This is a genomic window from Achromobacter dolens (assembly GCF_902859745.1).
Taxonomy (GTDB): domain Bacteria; phylum Pseudomonadota; class Gammaproteobacteria; order Burkholderiales; family Burkholderiaceae_B; genus Achromobacter; species Achromobacter dolens.
On record NZ_CADIJW010000037.1, the window covers coordinates 1 to 18,008 of the forward strand.

Genomic DNA, 18,008 nt, shown 5'->3' on the forward strand with positions numbered 1-18,008 from the left:
CTGGGCGCGGGCCGCGCGGTGCGGCTGCATGCCGGCGCCGGGGCCGCCGCGTTGCTGGCGTTGACGCTGGCAATCGGCCTGAACGCGGCGCCGGCCGTGCTGGCGGCCTGCGCCATGATGGTGGCCGCGGCCATGGGCGCCACCGCCGCCCTGGCGTTCGGCCTGATGATGTCGCATGCCAGGCCGGGCCTGCAGGCGCTGGACTACGGCATCCAGTCCAGCGTGTTCGCACTGACGCGCATCGCCGCGCCGCTGGCGGCCGGGATCCTGCTCGACATGGCCGGACCGGTCGCGATGCTGGCGGCGTTGACGACAGGCGCGGCGGCGGTGCTGGCGCTGGCTTGGCGGCGGGCGGCCGCGCTGCCGGGCTAGGGGTTCGCGGCGCGGCGCCCTCAACCGCCCGGCCGGTGCCCCGCCAGCACCGCGCTCATGGACTGCGCCGCGCCCTGCAAGACCGGCACCGCGCGCAGCAGGTCGTCGAGCATCAGCCGCGCGGTGGGCGCATGGCACGCCACCGCCGCCACCACGCGGTCCTGCGCGTCGCGCACCGGCACCGCCACCGCGCTCATGCCGCGCACGAACTCCTCGTTGTCGATGCCGATGCCGCGCGCGGCCAACCGTTCCAGTTCGTCTTCCAGCCGCGCCGGATCGGTCAGCGTGCGCGGCGTGTTGCGCGTCAGCGGCAGGCGCGCCAGCACCCGGCCGCGTTCGAGCCGGTTCATCGACGCCAGGAACAGCTTGCCGCTGGCGGTGCAATGCATCGGCACGTGGCTGCCGACCGCGAAGAACAGGCGCAGCGGTTCGGTGGTCTCGACCCGCTCCATGTAGATCACCTGGTCGCCGTCGGGCGCGGTGAGATTGCAGGTTTCACCCAGCTTACCGACCAGTTGCGCCAGCACCGCGCGGCAGGCGCGCGTGAAGGCCGAGGCGTGCAGCGTCGACAGCGCCAGCGCGGTGGCCTGCGGCCCCGGCACGAAGCCGTTTTCAGTGGGCGTGGCGGCGACAAAACCGGCGCGCTGCATGGCCGCCAGCAAACGCATCAGGGTGGACTTGGGCATGTCCAGGCGCTGCGCCAGTTGCGCCAGCGTGGGCGGATGCTGGGCGCGGGCCAGGTAGTCCAGCACCAGCAGCGCGCGCAGCGAACGCGCGGCATCCTGCGGCTCGTCGGCGTCGTGCCTCCGCGCCGATGCTGCACTGCGATTTTGAAACCGAAGATCCATGTTCTGTGCCATTTCGCCGTTCCCGCGCTTGCCGCGCTTTCTTTCCCGTGGCGGCTTCCTAGAATCGCCACAGATACGGAACCTTTGCGCGTCGCCGCGCCCCCCTCGCATCAGGCCAGTATATAAGTGCGCGGCGATGCGGCAAGCAGGGTAAACGCGCCGTCCGGACGAGGGACTCCCCGCGTCACGGCACGGCCAGGCCAAGGAGGAAACAGACATGTCCGATGCCGTGGACTACATCGTGGTGGGGGCCGGTTCCGCCGGCTGCGTGCTGGCGAACCGCTTGAGCGCCAATGGCCAGCACAGCGTGTGCCTGCTGGAGGCGGGACCGCCGGACCGCTCGCCGTGGATCCACATCCCCATCGGCTACGGCAAGACCATGTTTCACAAGGTGCTGAACTGGGGCTACTACACCGAGCCCGACCCCAACATGCTGGACCGCCGCATCTACTGGCCGCGCGGCCGCACGCTGGGCGGTTCCAGCGCCATCAACGGCCTGATCTACATCCGCGGCCAGCGCCAGGACTACGATGCCTGGGTCGCCGCCGGCAACCCGGGCTGGAGCTGGGAGGAATGCCTGCCCTACTTCCGCAAGCTCGAGAACAACGACCTCGGCCCGGGCGCCACGCGCGGCACCGAAGGCCCCCTGAACGCCACCTCCATCAAGACGCCGCACCCGCTGGTCGAAGGCCTGATCGGCGCGGCGCGCGCGCTCGGCCTGCCTCACGTGACCGACTTCAACAACGGCGACCAGGAAGGAGTGGGCTACTACCAGCTCACCACCCGCAATGGCCGCCGTTGCTCCACCGCGGTGGCCTATCTGCGCCCGGCGCGCGGCCGCGCCAACCTGCGTGTCGAGACCGGCGCGCACACGATGGCGGTGCTGTTCGAGGGCAGCCGCGCCTGCGGCGTGCGCTACCGCCAGGACGGCCAGGTGCGCACGCTGCGCGCCCGCCGCGAGGTGATCCTGTGCGCCGGCGCGCTGCAATCGCCGCAACTGCTGCAACTGTCGGGCGTAGGGCCGGCCGCGTTGCTGCGCCGCTTCGGCATCGGCGTGGTGCGCGACCTGCCCGGCGTGGGCGAGAACCTGCAGGACCACCTGCAGATCCGCCTCATCTACGAGACGCGCCGCCCCATCACCACCAACGACCAGCTGCGCACCCTGCACGGCCGCGCCGCGATGGGGCTGCAATGGCTGCTGTTCCGCGGCGGGCCGCTGGCGGTGGGCATCAACCAGGGCGGCCTGTTCTGCCGCGTCGATCCGGCCAGCGCCACGCCCGACACCCAGTTCCATTTCGCCACGCTGTCGGCCGACATGGCCGGCGGCAAGGTGCATCCGTTCTCGGGCTGCACCTATTCGGTGTGCCAACTGCGGCCGTCCTCGCGCGGCACGGTGCGGTTGCGCAGCGCCGATCCGTTCGAGGCGCCCGCCATGCAGCCCAACTACCTGTCCACCGAGCTGGACCGGCGCATGACGGTGGCGGCGGTCAAGTACGCGCGCCGGCTGGCCGCCACCGAACCGCTGGCCGGCCTGATGAAGCGCGAATTCCGACCCGGGCCCGAGGTGCGGAGCGACGACGAGATCCTGCACTTCTGCCGCGAGTACGGCGCCACCATCTTCCACCCGTCGGGCACCGCAAAAATGGGGCCGCGCGAGGACCCCATGGCCGTGGTCGACGAGCGCCTGCGGGTGCACGGCGTGAGCGGGCTGCGGGTGGTGGATTGCTCCATCATGCCGACGCTGGTCTCGGGCAACACCAACGTGCCGGTGGTGATGCTGGCCGAGCGCGCGGCCGACTTCATCCTGCAGGACCTGCACGCGGCGCGGCCGCGCGCGCAGGCGCAACCGGCATTGCAACAGGCGGCATGACATGAGCTGACCGCAACCCGCGGAGCGGCGCCGCAGAGCGCCGCCCGCTTCCCCCAAAGGAGACAGGCATGGCCAAGCAGAACGAAACCGCGGTGAGAAAAGTCGTCGCCGCGTCGCTGATCGGCGCCACCATCGAGTGGTACGACTTCTTCCTGTACGGCGTAGTCGCCGGCATCGTGTTCAACAAGCTGTACTTCCCCACCGGCGACCCGCTCATCTCGACCATGCTGGCCTACACCACCTTTGCGGTGGGCTTCATCACCCGGCCGCTGGGCGGGCTGGTGTTCGGGCATTTCGGCGACCGCATCGGCCGAAAGAGCATGCTGGTGGTGACGCTGATGATCATGGGCGTGTCGACCTTCCTGATCGGCCTGGTGCCCACCTATGACAGCATCGGCCTCTGGGCGCCGATCCTGCTGCTGCTGTTGCGCGTGTTCCAGGGCATCGGGCTGGGCGGCGAATGGGGCGGCGCGGTGCTGATGGCCTACGAATACGCCCCGCCCGACAAGAAGGGCTTCTATGCGTCGCTGCCGCAGATCGGCCTGGCGATCGGCCTGTGCCTGGCGTCCGGCACGGTGGCGCTGCTGTCGACGCTGCTGACCGACGCGCAGTTCATGGCCTGGGGCTGGCGCCTGGCATTCCTGGCGTCGGCCGCGATGGTCGGGGTCGGCATGTACATCCGCCTGAACATCAAGGAAACGCCCGAGTTCACCGCGGTCAAGCGCGACAACGCCGAAAGCCGCATTCCGTTCATGGACATGATCCGCCGCTATCCCGGCAACGTCGCCAAGGGCATGGGCGCGCGCTACATCGACGGCGTGTTCTTCAACGTTTTCGGCGTGTTCTCGATCTCGTACCTGACCCAGACATTGCAGATCACGCGCACGGAAGCGCTGACCGGGGTGATGGCGGCGGCGCTGGTGATGTGCTTCACCATCCCCTACTTCGGCCGGCTGTCCGACCGCATCGGGCGCACGCGGGTGTATTTCTGGGGCTCGCTGGTCACGGCGGTGGCCGCCTTCCCCGGCTTCTGGCTGATGCTCAACAGCCAGGGCAGCGTGATGCTGGTGTGGCTGGCCATCATCATTCCGTTCGGCATCTTCTACGCCGCCGTCTACGGGCCCGAGGCCGCGCTGTTCTGCGAGCTGTTCGACGCCAAGGTGCGCTACACCGGCATCTCGTTCGTCTACCAGTTCTCGGGCATCTTCGCCTCGGGCATCACGCCGATCATCGCCACCGCGCTGCTCAAGACCGGCAATGGCCAGCCGTGGCTGATCTGCCTGTACGTGCTGTTCTCGGGCGTGGTGTCGGCGTTGTGCGCCTGGCTGATCGGGCGCGGCGGGCGCACCGCGGCGCAGGACGGGCTGGCCCCGCCGGCCAGCGCGACCCTGCGCAAGGCCTAACCGGCGCGCGGGCGGCGCCACGCGCCGCCCCTGCCCGCCGTCAGGCCACCGTGACCGGACGGCCGTAGAACGGATAGTTGGGATCGTTGTAGCCGTGGGTCGAGGCGTGGCCCGGCGTGACCCAGCTATCCACCAGCGCCTCGTCCTCGGGCGTGATGGTGACGTCCAGCGCGGCGTAGTAATCGTCCATCTGCGCCAGCGTGCGCGGGCCGGCGATGACGCCGGTGACGATCGGATTGGCCAGCACCCAGGCGGTGGCGAAATGGCCCGGCTGCACGCCGCGGGCGGCGCTGTGCTCGACCAGCCGCTGCGCGATCCGCAACGACTCTTCCCGGAACTCGGTGGCCAGGATGCGGCGGTCGCCGCGCCCGGCGCGGGTGTCGGCGGCCGGCGCCTGGCCCGGCAGGTACTTGCCGGTGAGCACGCCGCGCGCGATCGGGCTGTACGGCACCACGCCCAGGCCGTAGTGCTGGCAGGCCGGCAGGATCTCGACCTCGGGGCCGCGATTGAGCATGTTGTAGTACGGCTGGCACACCACCGGCTGCGGCACGCCCAGTTTTTCGCACAGGCGCAGGGTTTCGGCGATGCGCCAGCCGCGGAAGTTCGACAGCCCGAAGCTGCGCAGCTTGCCGGCGCGAATCAGGTCGCCCAGCGCCCACAGCGCTTCTTCCAGGTTTTCCTCGTGGTAGTCGCGGTGCAGGTACAGGATGTCCAGGAAATCCGTGCCCAGCCGCGCCAGGCTCTGCTCCACGCCGCGGATCAGCCACTGGCGCGAATAGTGCGACTGGTTCGGGCCCTTGCCCACCACGTTGCCGATCTTGCTGGCCAACACCCAGTCGTGGCGCTGCCCTTGCAGCAGCTTGCCCACCACTTGCTCGGAACGGCCGTCGTTGTAGACGTCGGCGGTGTCGATGAAATTCAGGCCGTGGTCGCGCGCGGAAGCGACGATGCGCGCGGCCTCGTCATCGGGCGTCTGCTCGCCGAACATCATGGTGCCCAGGCACAGGGGCGATACGCGAAGATTGCTTGATCCGAGACGGCGGTAGTTCATGGCGAAATCCTTGGTCGGCGCGCGGGGTGCGCGGGGGAAGCGAAACAGGAAGCGGTGCGGCGCGCCCGGGGCGCGGCGGGGCAAAGGGTCATGTTGCCAGAAGCCGGCCGGCATGCCGCTGAAAATCCCTGCCCCGGGCAGGGACTCCACCGACGACGCGCCGGCGGCGTGTCAGGCCGGCTGGGCGTCCACCGCCGCCAGGATCCTGCCGAACAGCGCGTCCGCGTGCGCCGAATCGAGCCAGCGCACGATCGCCACCAGCTTGCGTTCGGGCTCGACCCAGGTGAACGAACTGCCCGCGCCCACGCCGAAGAAACTGGACGCCGGCACGCTCGGAAACACGCGGCCCTCGTGGTTCAGCCAGATCAGGTAGCCATAGTACGGCGCGATCGCGCAGGGCTGGCGCATGGCGTCGATCCATTCCGGCGACAGCACCTGGCGGCCGTCGGCCGCGCGGCCCTGGTTCAGCAGCATCTGGCCGATCAGCGCCTGGTCGCGGGCGCTGATCGACATGCCGCCGCCCCAGTGCGAGCCGCCCGGCACCGACGGCATGCGCTGGCCGTCGATCTCGACCCAGGCGTTGTCGTAGCCGACCCACTGCCAGTTCTCGCTGGCGCCCAGCGGCCGCGTGACGGCCTCGCGGAACACCTCGGGCAAGGGCCTGCGGAACAAGTGCAGCAGCGCATACGACAGTTGGTTGATGCGCACGTCGTTGTATTCCCAGTACGTGCCCGGCGCCTGCAAGGGACGGGCCTCGCCCTTTTTGCCGTCGGGCGGCACGCCGAAGGTGACGGCGCGATAGCGGTCGGCCTGGTCGGAGACGCCGAAGCGCTCGCCTTCCCATTCGCTGGTCTGCTGCAGCAGATGACGCCAGGTGATGTCGGCGTTGCGTCCATGATCGAAGCCGATGCCGGGCACGCGCTTGCCCACCGGCTCGTCGACGTCCGGCAGCAGGCCGCGGTCGTGCGCCAACCCGGCCAGGATCGCCAGGTACAGCTTGGCCACGCTGAAGGTCAGGTCGGCGCGGTCGGGATCGCCCCACGCGGCGATCTCGCGGCCCTCGCGCAGCACCACGCCCGACACCGGGCCCCGGTCGTGCAGCGGGCCCAGCAGGCGGTTCCAGGGCGGCGGATCGTTCTGGTGCACGCCGAAGACCCCGTTGACGCTGCGGTCCCAGGCGGTTTCGTGGTCGTTGGCGAACTGGATCGCCTGCTGCATGAGCGCGTTCATTGTTTTCCCTTGTGTCGTCGTCGGGTGTTGGCTGATGGCGCTAGCGAGTATATCCACCCAGCCACGCCGCAAGCGCCGCAGCGCCCGTCCGCGCGTTATGGCCACGGGCAATAAGCAACTCGGGAATCAATCGTTGGCGCGCGCCGCCGCGAACGGTAGAGTCCAACGCCCCGCATCCCTCGATGACATTTTCCGCCTCATGCCTGATCGCTTCATCTCTATCGCCGAGCGCGCCGCCCGCGCGACCTTGCCGGCCCTGCGCGGCGCCCGTGTCCGCCTCGGCGCCGCCTTGCTGGCGCTGGCCGCCTGCAGCGGCGCCGCGCACGCCGAATCGCGCGTCGTGCGCATCGTTGTGCCGTACGGCACCGGCGCGGTGCAGGACACCATCGCCCGCGCCATCAGCGACGAACTCGGCCGCGCCCTGGATGCGTCCATCGTGGTCGAGAACCGCGCCGGCGCCGGCGGCACCGTCGGCACCGCGCAAGTGGCACGCGCGGCTCCCGACGGCAACACGCTGGTGCTGGCCGCCGCCAGCCACCACATCGCCGGCTACCTGTACAAGAACCTGAGCTACGACCCCTACAAGGATTTCACCGGCGTCGCCTACCTGGGCAACACCGGCTACATCCTGCTGGCGTCCTCGACGCTGAAGGTGGCCAACACCGCCGAATTCATCCAGGCCGTCAAGGCCAAGCCCGACGCCTACGACTACGCCTCGGCCGGCAACGGCAGCGCCTCGCACCTGGGCATGGCCTCGCTGCTGGCGGCCGCCGGCGCGCGGATGCAGCACATCCCGATGAAGTCCACCGGCGACGCCGTGACCGAGCTGCTGGCCGGCCGGGTGCAGGCCGTCACCGCCGCCACCATCGGCGTCACCGGCTACCGCAACGATCCCCGCGTGACCTTCCTGGCCTACACCGGCAAGCAGCGCTCGCGCTTCGCCCCCGACCTGCCGACCGTGGCCGAGAGCGGCCTGCCCGGGTTTGCCTTCGATTCGTGGCTCGGATTGCTGGCGCCGGCGGGCATCGCCCCGGCCGAACGCGACCGCATCAACGCCGCCGTCAACCAGGCGCTGTCCGATCCCAAAGTACAGGCGCGCCTGGCGGCGCTGGGCGTCGAAGCCGAAGCCAAATCGCCCGCGCAATTCCAGCAGTTGCTGAAAGCGGACTGGGAGGCCACAGGCGGCCTGGTGGCCGCCTCCGGCGCCCGCGTCGAATAGGCGGAACGAAGATGTTCCCGGCAGGCCGCCGGCAGCGGCCGCTCGGCCGGGATACGCCGGCTAGCGCTGGCGCACGCCTTCCAGGAACATATCCGTGATGAAATCGGCCAGCGCCTCGCGCTCTTCGGCATTGGGCTCGCGGCGCGTGAAGCGCTCGATCACCCCCATGAACGCGTGCGACAGCCATTCCGGCGGAATGTCCTTGCGGAACACGCCCGCGCGCTGGTCGATGCGCACGTTCTCGGAAATCATCTCGACCAGCTCGTCCTTGAGCGCCTCGGCCGCATCGACCTGGAAAAAACCGATGCGCGTCAGGTTGGGATCCTCTTGCAGGATCGCCAGCCAATTGCTGACGCCGCGGCGCACCCGCACCTCGACCGGCAGGTCCTGGTCGTCGGACAGCCGCGCCTGGCAGACCTCCTGCCGCAACCGCTGCGCGAACATGCCCACGAGCTCATCGTACGCCGCCTGCTTGCTGGCGAAATACTGGTAAAAAACGGGTTGCGTCACCCCCGCGCGGGCAACAATATCGCTGATCCGGGTGTGCTGGAAACCGCGCTCGGCGAACTCCGCCGCCGCCACTTCCAGCAGTTGCAACCGGGTGCGCTCACCTTTCGTCAAACGCTTTTCTTGCGGTACAGATGGGGGTATTGCCGTCGTCATCGCGTGAAAATACTCTCATTCCGGCTTTTTTGCCATACATTCCTGCATACATAGGATCCTGATGCGCCGACTATCGCGCCCGCTGCACGCTTTCTGCGCCGCCGTGCTCCTGCCGGCCCTGGCGGGCTGTGTACCTTACCCCACTTACAAGACCCTGCAGCCGCGTGCGGCCATCGCCGTGCAGGACGAAGCCGGGCAACCACTGGCCGGCGCCCGCGTGGTGCTGATCGCCGGCGCCTACCCCTATGGCTACGACCGATACCGAGTCGAACAGCGCACCGGCGCCGACGGCCGAGCGGACTTCGATGCGCGCCATGAATGGCGGATGGAGGTGCTGGCGATCCATGGCTCGGAACAGTTCTTCTGGAACTGGTGCGTCGAAAAGGCCGGCTACGAGACTTACGCCACCCACGACCGCAATGCCGAGGCCTTCGACGCCAAGGCGGTCGTCCGGCTCAAGGCCGGTGTGTCGCAAACCTGCGACAACCCCAATGGTTCGCCGTTCATGCGCGAGACCCGCACAAGCCCCTGAAATCACTTGAAATCTTCGTAATTCTTGACACAACTATTGCGTCGCCTCGGCGTTACAGTACGGTATCGTCGGCCGCCGCAGCACGTGGACGTCCGACGGCTCAGGAGCAAGATCATGAAGCGGTTTACAGGTCGTATGGTCGGCGTCGCGCTGGCACTGGCCTTGGCAAGTTCCCCCGCGCTGGCGGGCGGGTATCGTGGCGGCTATCACCATCACCACGGCGGTGGCGGCGGCAACGGCTGGTGGATTGGTGGCGCGTTTGCGCTCGCGGCCACCGGGCTGATCCTGGCGGCCAATAACTCCGGACCGAGCTACGTACAGACCGGCGTCTACGCCCCGGGCGTGGCCTACTACCCGCCCCCGGTGTACACGGCGCCCGTGTACGAGGCGCCGCCTGTCTATGAAGCGCCGCCCGTCTACCAGGCCCCGGCACAATACGCTCCGGTGCAGTACGAACCGGCCCCTCCGGTCAACCGGGCGCAGGCCAGCGCCTCGGCCGACTGCCAGCGCTGGGCCATGAACCAGAGCGGCTACGACCCGGCAACCATTTCGCAATGGACCACCCAGGTCATGGTGGACACCTACAACCGCGCGCTGGATTCCTGCATGAACAGCCGCGGTTACCGGGCCAACTGACGACCATCGCGCCCACGGCGCGTCAGCCAGGGAGGAGCCCCGCCAGGGCCTCCTCCCTGTTGTTTTCACGGCCGTTGACGCCCGCGTGCATGGCGCCCCTCAACCGCGCCCGCCGCCCCATCCGCGCCAGGCGAAAAACGCCCCGGCCAACAGGGCCAGCGCGGCCGGCAGCACCCAGACGAAGCCGCTGTCGGTGTAGACAACCCCATCGACGGGATCGTAGTAGCGGCCCAGCTCGTTGAAATCCCACTTCAGGTACTGCGCGTACCAGAGCCAGAAGAAGAACGCCGACAGCGCCAACGACACCACCGCCCCGGCCCGCGCCAGCAGGCGCCCGCGGCCGGTGCCCGCGATCAGCCGCCAGGCCGACAGTACGCCGGCCGCCACGGCTACCAGGACCAGCCAGTCGCCGACGTTAAAGCCCATGCCCCGCCTCCAGGCGCGCCAGGCAGGCAGCGGCGTCCGCCCATTGCCCTTCGCTGAAGACGCGCACCCCGGCATCGGCCAGCAATTGCGCGGTCACGCCCACGCCCGGCCGCCGCTGCCCCGAAAAGCTGCCGTCGTAGACATACCCGCTGCCGCAGGACGGACTGCCCTCCTTGAGCACCGCAATGCGGATGCCGCGCTCGCGCGCAGCGGCCAGCGCCAGGTGCGCGCCGCGCAGGAACGGCACGGTGGCATCCTCGCCCGACACCGCCATCACGCGGGCGCGACCGCCCAGCACGTCAGCGGCATTGGCGCCCGGCTCGATCTCGGCGGGCGGGCGCGGAATCGGCATGCCACCCGCCACCTCCGGACAGACTGGCACGACCCGGCCTTCATCGAGCCAGCGCGCCAGGATCGCGTGGCCTCGCGGCGCCGAGCGGCCGTCGTAGCGCACGGGGTGGCCCAACAAACAGGCGCTGACCAGGACGTATTGCATGAGCGGGAAACTCCTAGACCACGGTGCCGAACAAGGCGCCGACGCCAGCCGTCACTGCCATCGCCAGCGCGCCCAATATCGTCACCCGCACCGCCGCCGGCCCCTTGGGCGCGCCCCCGGCGCCAGCCGCCAGGGCCCCCAGACAGGCCAGACAGGCCACGGACGCGCCGATCACCCAGCCGATAAGCTGCGGCAACGGCGCCACCGCGGCCACCGCAAGCGGCAACGCGGCGCCGCCGGCGAACGAGGCGGCCGAGGCCACCGCCGCCTGCACCGGCCGGGCGCGATTGTGGATCGAGATGCCGAGTTCGTCGCGCGCATGCGCGTCAAGCGCGTCGTGGCGCGTCAGTTGCCGCGCGACCTGCTCGGCCAGGTCCCGCGACAGCCCGCGGCCGACGTAGATCTCGACCAGTTCCTCGAGCTCTTCGCCCGAGTTGCGCTTGAGCGAACGCTGCTCCATGCGCAGGTCGGCGGCCTCGATATCGGATTGCGTCCGCACCGAGACGTATTCACCCGCCGCCATCGACAGCGCCCCGGCCACCAGGCCGGCCAGGCCCGAGGTCAGCACCGCCTCGTGCGAGGCCTGGGCGGCCGCGACGCCGGTGATGAGGCTCGCGGTGGAGACGATGCCGTCGTTGGCGCCGAGCACCGCGGCGCGCAGCCAGTTGCTGCGGAAAATCCGGTGATGTTCTTTGGAAGGCATTGCCGTGGACCCGTTCAAGGCGCGACAAGGCTGGCGGCGGACGGCCGCCGCCAGCGGCTCAACGCGGCGTCACGCGCACCGCGGTGAGCAAGCCTATCACGCAAAGCGTGGCCTGTTCGCCCTCGTAGGCATGCACTTCGACCTGGCAGATCGACAGGCGCTTGCCCGGCTTGACCACGCGGCCGCTGGCCACGTAGCGCTCGCCCTTGGCGGGCGCCAGGAAGTTCATCTTGAACTCCGAGGTCAACACGTCCTCGCCCGGGTGGAACAGGCTGAAGGCGGCATAGCCGCCGGCCGAATCGGCGATGGTGGTGGAGATGCCGGCGTGCAGGAAACCGTTCTGCTGGCACAGATCGGCGCGGTACGGCAGCACGATGTCCACCCTGCCCGGCTCGACCACGTCCAGGCTCGCGCCGAGCAGCCGCATGATGCTCTGCCGCTCGAAGCTCGCCTGGACCCGCCCGGCCGGATCGACACAAGTCGCGGGCGCGGCCATGTCAGTCCTGGTCGCGCTTGACCAGATTGACGATGCTGGAGAAGTCCAGCCGGCCCGAGCCGCCCGCGCTGTGCAGCGAATACAGGTTGCGCGCCAGTTCCCCCAGCGGGATCGAGGCGCGCGCCGACAGCGCCGCCTCGGCCGCCAGGCCCAGGTCCTTGAGCATCAGGTCGACGCCGAAGCCGCCGGCGTAGCCCTTGGAGGCCGGGGCGTGTTCCATCACGCCGGGCCACGGGTTGTACAGCTCGGTGGCCCAGTTGCGGCCAGAGCTCTTGGCGATGATGTCCGACAGCACCTTGGGATCGAGGCCGTTGGCCACGCCCAGCGCCAGCGCCTCGGAGGTGCCGGCCATGAGGATGCCGAGCAGCATGTTGTTGCAGATCTTGGCGACCTGGCCGGCGCCCGCGGGCCCGGCGTGGAAGATGTTCTTGCCCATCTTCTCCAGCACCGGACGGGCGCGCTCCAGCGCGGCGGACTGGCCGCCGACGATGAAGGTCAGCGTGCCCGCGGCGGCGCCGCCGGTGCCGCCCGAGACCGGCGCGTCGATCATGGCGATGCCGCGCACCTCGGCGGCCTGCGCCACCTTGCGGGCCGAGTCCGGCGCGATGGTGCTGCACTCGATCACGAGCGCGCTGGACGCAATCTTGCCCAGCAGGTCCTGGTCCAGGTACAGGCCTTCGACGTGTTTGCTGGCCGGCAGCATCGAGATCACCACCTCGGCCCCCTTGACCGCCTCGGCGGCCGAGGCCGCCGACTTGGCGCCCGCATCGGTCAGCGTCTTGACCGCCGCCGGCACCAGGTCGAACACCGTCAGGCTGTGGCCGGCCTTGACCAGATTCAATGCCATGGGCGCGCCCATGTTGCCCAAACCGATAAACGCGATACTGCTCATGATGTCCTGTCTCCTGTTGCTATTGCTGTAGGTATGAAATCAGTGTTGCGACGCGATGCCGGCCCGCTCCGCGGCGGACGTCAGCGGCCTTCCTTGCCCAGGTCGTCCAGCGGATGCGGCTGGCCCTCGGGCCAGGGCTCGTCGAAGAACTTCTGCACCCAGGCCTCGGTGGCCATGTCCAGCACCGCGGGGTTCCAGCGCGGCGTCTTGTCCTTGTCGATCAGCAGCGCGCGGATGCCCTCGGCGAAATCGCCATGCGCGGTGCAATGGAGCGCGGCGATGTACTCCGCGCGGAACACATCGTCCAGCGACCGCAGCCGCATGCGCTGCTGCAGCGCGAACGACAGCCGCAGCGAACCGGGCGAACCGGCCAGCATGGTGGCGGCGGCGCGCGCCAGCCACGGGTCGGCATGGTCCTTCAGGCCGGCCAGTTCCTCGTAGATCTCGTCCAGGCGGTTGCCGCTGCACAGGCTGTTGATCATGAACGAGTGCTGGCGCAGGTGACCACTCTCGAGCGGCGTCTGCGGTTCGAGCGCCGTCAGCGCCCGGCGCAACAGGCCGTCGTTGATCGAGCGCGGCGGGATCGCATCCTCCGCGCCGCCTGCGGCCTGGCCGGCCCAGGGCTGTTCCTCCAGCGAAGCCAGCAGCTTGGGCCAGTCTTCGTGGTTCAGGCGGAAGTCCGCCAGGCCGGCGAAAAACGCGTCGGCGGTATTGATCTGCGCGCCGGTCAGCGCCAGGAACACCCCGATGCGGCCCGGCATGCGGTTCAGCAGCCAGCTACCGCCGACATCGGGAAACAGGCCGATGGAGATTTCCGGCATCGCCAGGCGCGAGGTCTCGCTGACCACGCGGTGGCTAGCGCCCATCATCAGGCCGATGCCGCCGCCCATGACGATGCCGTGGCCCCAGCACAGCACCGGCTTGGGGTAGCTGTGGATGCGGTAGTCCAGGCGGTATTCATGCTCGAAAAAACGGCGCGCGTAGGCATTGCCCCACGCGCCCTTGCCGGCGTTCTCGGTCATGCTGCGGTACAGGCCATGCAGGTCGCCGCCGGCGCAGAAGGCCTTCTCGCCCGCGCCCTGAAGCACCACCAGCGCCACCGCCGGATCGCGCGCCCAGGCGTCCAGGCGCTCTGCCAGCAGGTCGACCATCTCCAGCGACAGCCCGTTCAGGGTCTGCGGCGAATTCAGCGTCGCGATCCCGAAGCGCATTCCATTGGCGGCGGCCCTTTCTTCGAACAGCACCGGTGCATTCATCTTATGTCGGCTCCTTTTTCCAACAATTGGCGGGCGATGATCACGCGCATGATCTCGTTTGTCCCCTCCAGAATCTGATGTACGCGAGTATCGCGCACCAGACGCTCCAAGGGATAGTCCCGCAGGTAGCCATAGCCGCCGTGGATCTGCTGGGCGTCCAGGCAGATCTGGAAGCCCATGTCGGTGGCAAAGCGCTTGGCCATCGCGCAGTAGGTGGCCGCGTCGGGCGCGCCGGCGTCCAGCTTGCAGGCCGCCAGCCGCACCATCTGGCGCGCCGCCACCAGGTGGGTGGCCATGTCCGCCAGCTTGAATTGCAGCGCCTGGAATTCCGCCAGGCGGCGGTTGAACTGGCGCCGCTCGTCCATGTAGCGGCGGGCCGCGTCCAGCGCGCCCTGGGCCGCGCCCACCGAGCAGGTGCCGATATTGATGCGGCCGCCGTCCAGGCCCTTCATGGCGATCTTGAAGCCCTCGCCCTCCTCGCCCAGCAGGTTGCCGGCGGGCACACGCACGTTCTCGAACACAATCGGACGGGTGGACTGGCTGTTCCAGCCCATCTTCTCTTCCTTGCGCCCGTAGCTGATGCCCTCGCTGTCGGCGGGCACGGCAAAGGCGCTGATGCCGCCCGCGCCCTCGCCGCCGCTGCGCGCCATCACCACCAGCAGGTCGGTGTCGCCGCCGCCCGAAATGAAGGCCTTGGCGCCATTGAGCACGTAGTGGTCGCCCTGGCGCTGCGCCCGGGTCGACAGCGAGGCGGCGTCGGAGCCGGCGCCCGGTTCGGTCAGGCAGTACGAGGCCAGCTTCTGGCCGCTGGCCAGCAGTGGCCCCCAGGCCTCGCGCAGGGCCGGCTGGCCCCACTTGCCGACCATCCAGGTGGCCATGTTGTGGATCGTCAGGAACGCGGTGGTCGACGGATCGACGGCGGCCATTTCCTCGAACACCAGGGTGGCGTCCAGGCGCGGCAGCCCCAGGCCGCCGATGTCCTCGCTGGCATAGATGGCGCAGAAGCCCATCTCGCCGGCGCGCGCGAACGCCTCCTTGGGGAAGATGCCCTCGGCATCCCACTGCGCCGCATGGGGCGCCAGTTCGCCCTCGGCATAGTCGCGCGCGGCCTGCGCGAACGCGCGCTGCTCGTCGGTCAGTTCCAAGTCCACAGCCTGTCTCCTGATGTCATCGGTATTGTCTGTTGGCGTTGCTGCCGTCTCGTGAACGTCAGCCGGATCATTTTGACATGACGTTGACGTAAACGTAAGGGTGCGGCGCCGTCAATGTTACGCCGGAAGGGCCGGCGTGATTTGTCCTGATGATGACAATGTGGCGGCAGCCCGCCGGGCGCCGGCGGCGCGCGCCCCGGGGCCGACTGCTACAGCAATCCGGCCGGACGCACACGGCCGTTGCGAGCGGTCCTGGCGCGCCGGTGCTCGGCGCGGCGGCGGCGCGATTCCTTGGGATCGAAGCTCAGCCCGCGGTAGATCTCCACCCGGTCGCCGTCAGCCAGCGGCGTGGCGGCCTCGACCGCGCGGCCGAACACGCCCACGCCCCGCTCCCAGGGCTGGACCACCGGGAAGGCCTGGGCGAAGCCGCTGGCGCGCAGGGCGTCCGCCACGGTCGCGCCGGCCGGCAGCCGCACCTCGCGCAGCCAGACCTGGGCCGACAGGGCATAGCAGACCGACACGGCGATCTGCCCGTCGGCGGACGGCTCATTCCCCATACTTGGCCTGCGCGCGCTTGGTGAAGGAATCGATGAAGCTGGTGGCGATGCGGTTGAACACCGGCCCCACCACCATCTCCAGCGCCCGGTTGGAAAAGGCGTATTCCATGGTGAACAGCACCTTGCAGGCATCCTCGGCCAGCGGCTGGAACTCCCAGTGCCCCACCAGGCTGGAAAAAGGGCCATCGACCAGTTCCAGGTCGATGCGGTCGGGGTAGACGTGCCGGTTGCGCGTGGTGAAGCGCTGCTTCATGCCCGCGAAACTGATCAGGATGGACGCCTGCATGCCGTGCTCGTCGCGCGTCTGCACCTCGGCGCCGCCACACCACGGCATGAACTCGGGGTACTTTTCCACGTCGGCGACCAGGTCGAACATCTGGGCGGCGCTGTAGGGCACCAGGACGGATCGCTGTACTTTGTGCATCGACTATCGCAAATGGCTAGAATGATAGGATTTTACCGGCACTGCGCCGCCGGGGCGCAAACGAGCACAAACGAAGAACAAACGGGCATATTGGGCCCCACAAGATGAGCATTATCGATAACCGCAAGGCCACGCACGACTATTTCATCGAAGACCGCTACGAAGCCGGCCTGGTTCTCCAGGGCTGGGAAGTCAAGGCGATCCGCGATGGCCGCGTGCAGCTCAAGGAAAGCTACGTCATCGTGCGCGATGGCGAACTGTTCCTGCTGGGCATGCACGTCAGCCCCCTGCCCACCGCGTCCACCCACATCCACCCGGACGCCATGCGCACCCGCAAGCTGCTGCTCAAGGCCGAGGAAATCAGCAAGCTGATCGGCAAGGTCGAGCAGCGCGGCTACACCCTGGTGCCGCTCAACCTGCACTACAAGAACGGCCGCATCAAGCTCGACTTCGCGCTGGGCCGCGGCAAGAAGCTCTTTGACAAGCGCGACACCGCACGCGAGAAGGACTGGCAGCGCGAGAAGGAGCGCATCATGAAGCACGACACGCGGGCGTCGCGCAAAGACAGTTGAATCACGCGGCCGCCGGCAGCGGCACGCGCTCGGCCGGCTGCATGCCCGGCCCCAGCACCCGGTTGCGGCCGCCCTGCTTGGCCGCGTACAGCATGCGGTCGGCGCGCTCAAAAAAGGCCTGCAGGTTCTCGCCCGGCACCCACTCCGCCACCCCGGCGCTGAACGTATAGGCAATCACGCTGCCGCCATGGGCGCAGGGCGTGCGCTGCACCGAGTCGAGCAAGCGCTGCGCCACGTCCATCACGGCGTCGCTGCGCAAATCGGCGAACAGCACGCTGAATTCCTCGCCCCCCACCCGGCCGACATGATCGCCCGTTCGCAACGTGGCCGTGGCCAGCAGGCCGAAATGGCGCAGCACCGCGTCGCCGGCGGCATGGCCGTGCGTATCGTTGATCCGCTTGAAGTGGTCGATATCCAGCAGCATCAGGGACAATGGCCGCCGCGTGCGCAGCGCCTGGGCGCAAAAGCGCTCCGCCTGCAGCCACCATGCCTTGCGCGACATCAACCCTGTCAGGAAATCGGTGCTGGCCTCATGCTCGCGATCGGCCAGCATGCGGTCGTGGATGATCATGATGGTGCCCAGCGTCAGGCAGGGCATCGCCAGCACGCCCAGCGTCATGAACACAATGTTCCAGTTGGTTGGCTGCAGCAGGAAATCGGCCCGGGCCACGCCGGACGCGAACAGCACCGACCGCAGCGCGCAGGTCAGGCCGGAGATCATCGCCACCGACCAGACGAAGTAATAGCTGTAGCGCGAACGGTTGGCGGGCAGCCCCCGCCACACCGCCGCCGCCACCGCGAACATGAAGCCCATCTGCAGCGTCGACATGGCCACGATGCGGGGCGCCACCTGGTTGTCCAGGTAGGTATATCCCGCCAGCACCAGCCAAGCCGCGCCGCAGGCCAGCCCCATCAGGTGGCGCGGCACCCGCTGCCCCAGCAGGCGCCGGATCCCGGTGTAGTAGGCGCACAGCGCCAGGCCGATCAGCACATTGGGCAGCACGATCGACAGCCAGCGCGGCGCCTCGGTGGCCTGCAGCCCGAACAGAAAAAACGCCAACAGCGTGAGCAGGTTGGCGCGTATGGTTTCGCGGATCCCGGCCATGCCGCTGCGCGCCAGGGACCCCAGGACACACAGCGATAGCACTCCCGTCAGTACTGCGATCGACAGCAAATGGACGGGAGCGATCATGGGCGAAGCGCCTCGCGGC

The 18,008-nt window shown here is 68.9% G+C and carries 20 protein-coding genes and 1 pseudogene; 7 read left to right on the plus strand and 14 right to left on the minus strand.

Annotation, left to right across the window (positions count from 1 at the left end):
- Positions 1-372, plus strand: a pseudogene (locus HV783_RS21300) (MFS transporter); the annotation flags it as partial.
- Between the two features lie 20 nt (positions 373-392).
- Here the strand turns inward: HV783_RS21300 and HV783_RS21305 are convergent.
- Positions 393-1,232, minus strand: coding sequence for an IclR family transcriptional regulator (locus HV783_RS21305; RefSeq protein WP_175189830.1), 840 nt, complete (start codon positions 1,230-1,232; stop codon positions 393-395).
- 205 nt (positions 1,233-1,437) lie between these two features.
- Between HV783_RS21305 and HV783_RS21310 the strand changes: the two genes are divergently transcribed.
- On the plus strand, positions 1,438-3,090 hold the full coding sequence (locus HV783_RS21310; RefSeq protein WP_064524493.1) for a GMC family oxidoreductase: 1,653 nt from the start codon (positions 1,438-1,440) through the stop codon (positions 3,088-3,090).
- 68 nt (positions 3,091-3,158) lie between these two features.
- Positions 3,159-4,493, plus strand: coding sequence for an MFS transporter (locus HV783_RS21315; protein ID WP_144658120.1), 1,335 nt, complete (start codon positions 3,159-3,161; stop codon positions 4,491-4,493).
- A 40-nt stretch (positions 4,494-4,533) separates the two neighbouring features.
- On the opposite strand, the gene HV783_RS21320 is transcribed toward HV783_RS21315, so the two are convergent.
- Together HV783_RS21320 and HV783_RS21325 are read right to left on the minus strand one after the other, a co-directional pair.
- Positions 4,534-5,544: an aldo/keto reductase gene (locus HV783_RS21320; protein WP_144658121.1), complete on the minus strand. Its 1,011-nt coding sequence runs from the start codon at positions 5,542-5,544 to the stop codon at positions 4,534-4,536.
- 171 nt (positions 5,545-5,715) lie between these two features.
- Positions 5,716-6,774: a serine hydrolase domain-containing protein gene (locus tag HV783_RS21325; RefSeq protein ID WP_175189831.1), complete on the minus strand. Its 1,059-nt coding sequence runs from the start codon at positions 6,772-6,774 to the stop codon at positions 5,716-5,718.
- A 199-nt stretch (positions 6,775-6,973) separates the two neighbouring features.
- On the opposite strand from HV783_RS21325, the gene HV783_RS21330 reads away from it, so the two are divergent.
- Positions 6,974-7,993: a tripartite tricarboxylate transporter substrate-binding protein gene (locus HV783_RS21330; RefSeq protein WP_054502786.1), complete on the plus strand. Its 1,020-nt coding sequence runs from the start codon at positions 6,974-6,976 to the stop codon at positions 7,991-7,993.
- Positions 7,994-8,053: 60 nt separating this feature from the next.
- Here the strand turns inward: HV783_RS21330 and HV783_RS21335 are convergent, their stop codons facing one another.
- Entirely contained in the window at positions 8,054-8,614 is a 561-nt protein-coding gene (locus tag HV783_RS21335) for a TetR/AcrR family transcriptional regulator (protein ID WP_231132919.1), read from the minus strand.
- 103 nt (positions 8,615-8,717) lie between these two features.
- Between HV783_RS21335 and HV783_RS21340 the strand changes: the two genes are divergently transcribed.
- Together HV783_RS21340 and HV783_RS21345 are read left to right on the plus strand one after the other, a co-directional pair.
- Entirely contained in the window at positions 8,718-9,188 is a 471-nt protein-coding gene (locus HV783_RS21340; protein WP_175189832.1) for a carboxypeptidase regulatory-like domain-containing protein, read from the plus strand.
- A 114-nt stretch (positions 9,189-9,302) separates the two neighbouring features.
- On the plus strand, positions 9,303-9,824 hold the full coding sequence (locus HV783_RS21345; RefSeq protein ID WP_064524484.1) for a hypothetical protein: 522 nt from the start codon (positions 9,303-9,305) through the stop codon (positions 9,822-9,824).
- A gap of 99 nt (positions 9,825-9,923) precedes the next feature.
- Here the strand turns inward: HV783_RS21345 and HV783_RS21350 are convergent, their stop codons facing one another.
- From HV783_RS21350 to HV783_RS21390, 9 genes are all read right to left on the minus strand, one after another.
- The gene (locus tag HV783_RS21350) at positions 9,924-10,250 is read right to left on the minus strand and encodes a hypothetical protein (RefSeq protein ID WP_054502790.1); all 327 of its coding nucleotides are present in this window, start codon (positions 10,248-10,250) and stop codon (positions 9,924-9,926) included.
- On the minus strand, positions 10,240-10,746 hold the full coding sequence (locus HV783_RS21355; protein WP_054502791.1) for a 2-thiouracil desulfurase family protein: 507 nt from the start codon (positions 10,744-10,746) through the stop codon (positions 10,240-10,242). Before HV783_RS21355 ends, HV783_RS21350 begins: the two co-directional genes overlap by 11 nt.
- Before the next feature lie 13 nt (positions 10,747-10,759).
- Positions 10,760-11,449, minus strand: a complete 690-nt coding sequence (locus tag HV783_RS21360) for a VIT1/CCC1 transporter family protein (RefSeq protein WP_175189833.1) — start codon at positions 11,447-11,449, stop codon at positions 10,760-10,762.
- A 58-nt stretch (positions 11,450-11,507) separates the two neighbouring features.
- Positions 11,508-11,945: a PaaI family thioesterase gene (locus HV783_RS21365; RefSeq protein WP_054502793.1), complete on the minus strand. Its 438-nt coding sequence runs from the start codon at positions 11,943-11,945 to the stop codon at positions 11,508-11,510.
- Position 11,946: 1 nt separating this feature from the next.
- Positions 11,947-12,837 carry a 3-hydroxyisobutyrate dehydrogenase gene (mmsB, locus tag HV783_RS21370; protein ID WP_175189834.1) on the minus strand — a complete coding sequence of 297 codons (891 nt, stop codon included), beginning with the start codon at positions 12,835-12,837 and terminating at the stop codon, positions 11,947-11,949.
- A gap of 80 nt (positions 12,838-12,917) precedes the next feature.
- Positions 12,918-14,093 (minus strand): enoyl-CoA hydratase/isomerase family protein, encoded by a 1,176-nt coding sequence (locus HV783_RS21375; RefSeq protein ID WP_054502795.1) that lies wholly within the window; start codon positions 14,091-14,093, stop codon positions 12,918-12,920.
- Complete coding sequence (locus HV783_RS21380; protein WP_054472209.1) at positions 14,090-15,244, minus strand: acyl-CoA dehydrogenase family protein; 1,155 nt, start codon at positions 15,242-15,244, stop codon at positions 14,090-14,092. Before HV783_RS21380 ends, HV783_RS21375 begins: the two co-directional genes overlap by 4 nt.
- Before the next feature lie 209 nt (positions 15,245-15,453).
- Positions 15,454-15,801 (minus strand): RnfH family protein, encoded by a 348-nt coding sequence (locus HV783_RS21385; protein WP_054472210.1) that lies wholly within the window; start codon positions 15,799-15,801, stop codon positions 15,454-15,456.
- Positions 15,791-16,225 carry a type II toxin-antitoxin system RatA family toxin gene (locus HV783_RS21390; RefSeq protein WP_006385176.1) on the minus strand — a complete coding sequence of 145 codons (435 nt, stop codon included), beginning with the start codon at positions 16,223-16,225 and terminating at the stop codon, positions 15,791-15,793. The genes HV783_RS21385 and HV783_RS21390 overlap by 11 nt, the downstream gene beginning before the upstream one ends.
- A gap of 104 nt (positions 16,226-16,329) precedes the next feature.
- Here HV783_RS21390 and smpB point away from each other — a divergent pair, with 104 nt between their 5' ends.
- The gene (smpB, locus tag HV783_RS21395; protein WP_006385177.1) at positions 16,330-16,797 is read left to right on the plus strand and encodes an SsrA-binding protein SmpB; all 468 of its coding nucleotides are present in this window, start codon (positions 16,330-16,332) and stop codon (positions 16,795-16,797) included.
- A 1-nt stretch (position 16,798) separates the two neighbouring features.
- On the opposite strand, the gene HV783_RS21400 is transcribed toward smpB, so the two are convergent.
- Positions 16,799-17,989, minus strand: coding sequence for a GGDEF domain-containing protein (locus tag HV783_RS21400; RefSeq protein ID WP_064524476.1), 1,191 nt, complete (start codon positions 17,987-17,989; stop codon positions 16,799-16,801).
- Positions 17,990-18,008 lie beyond the last annotated feature (19 nt).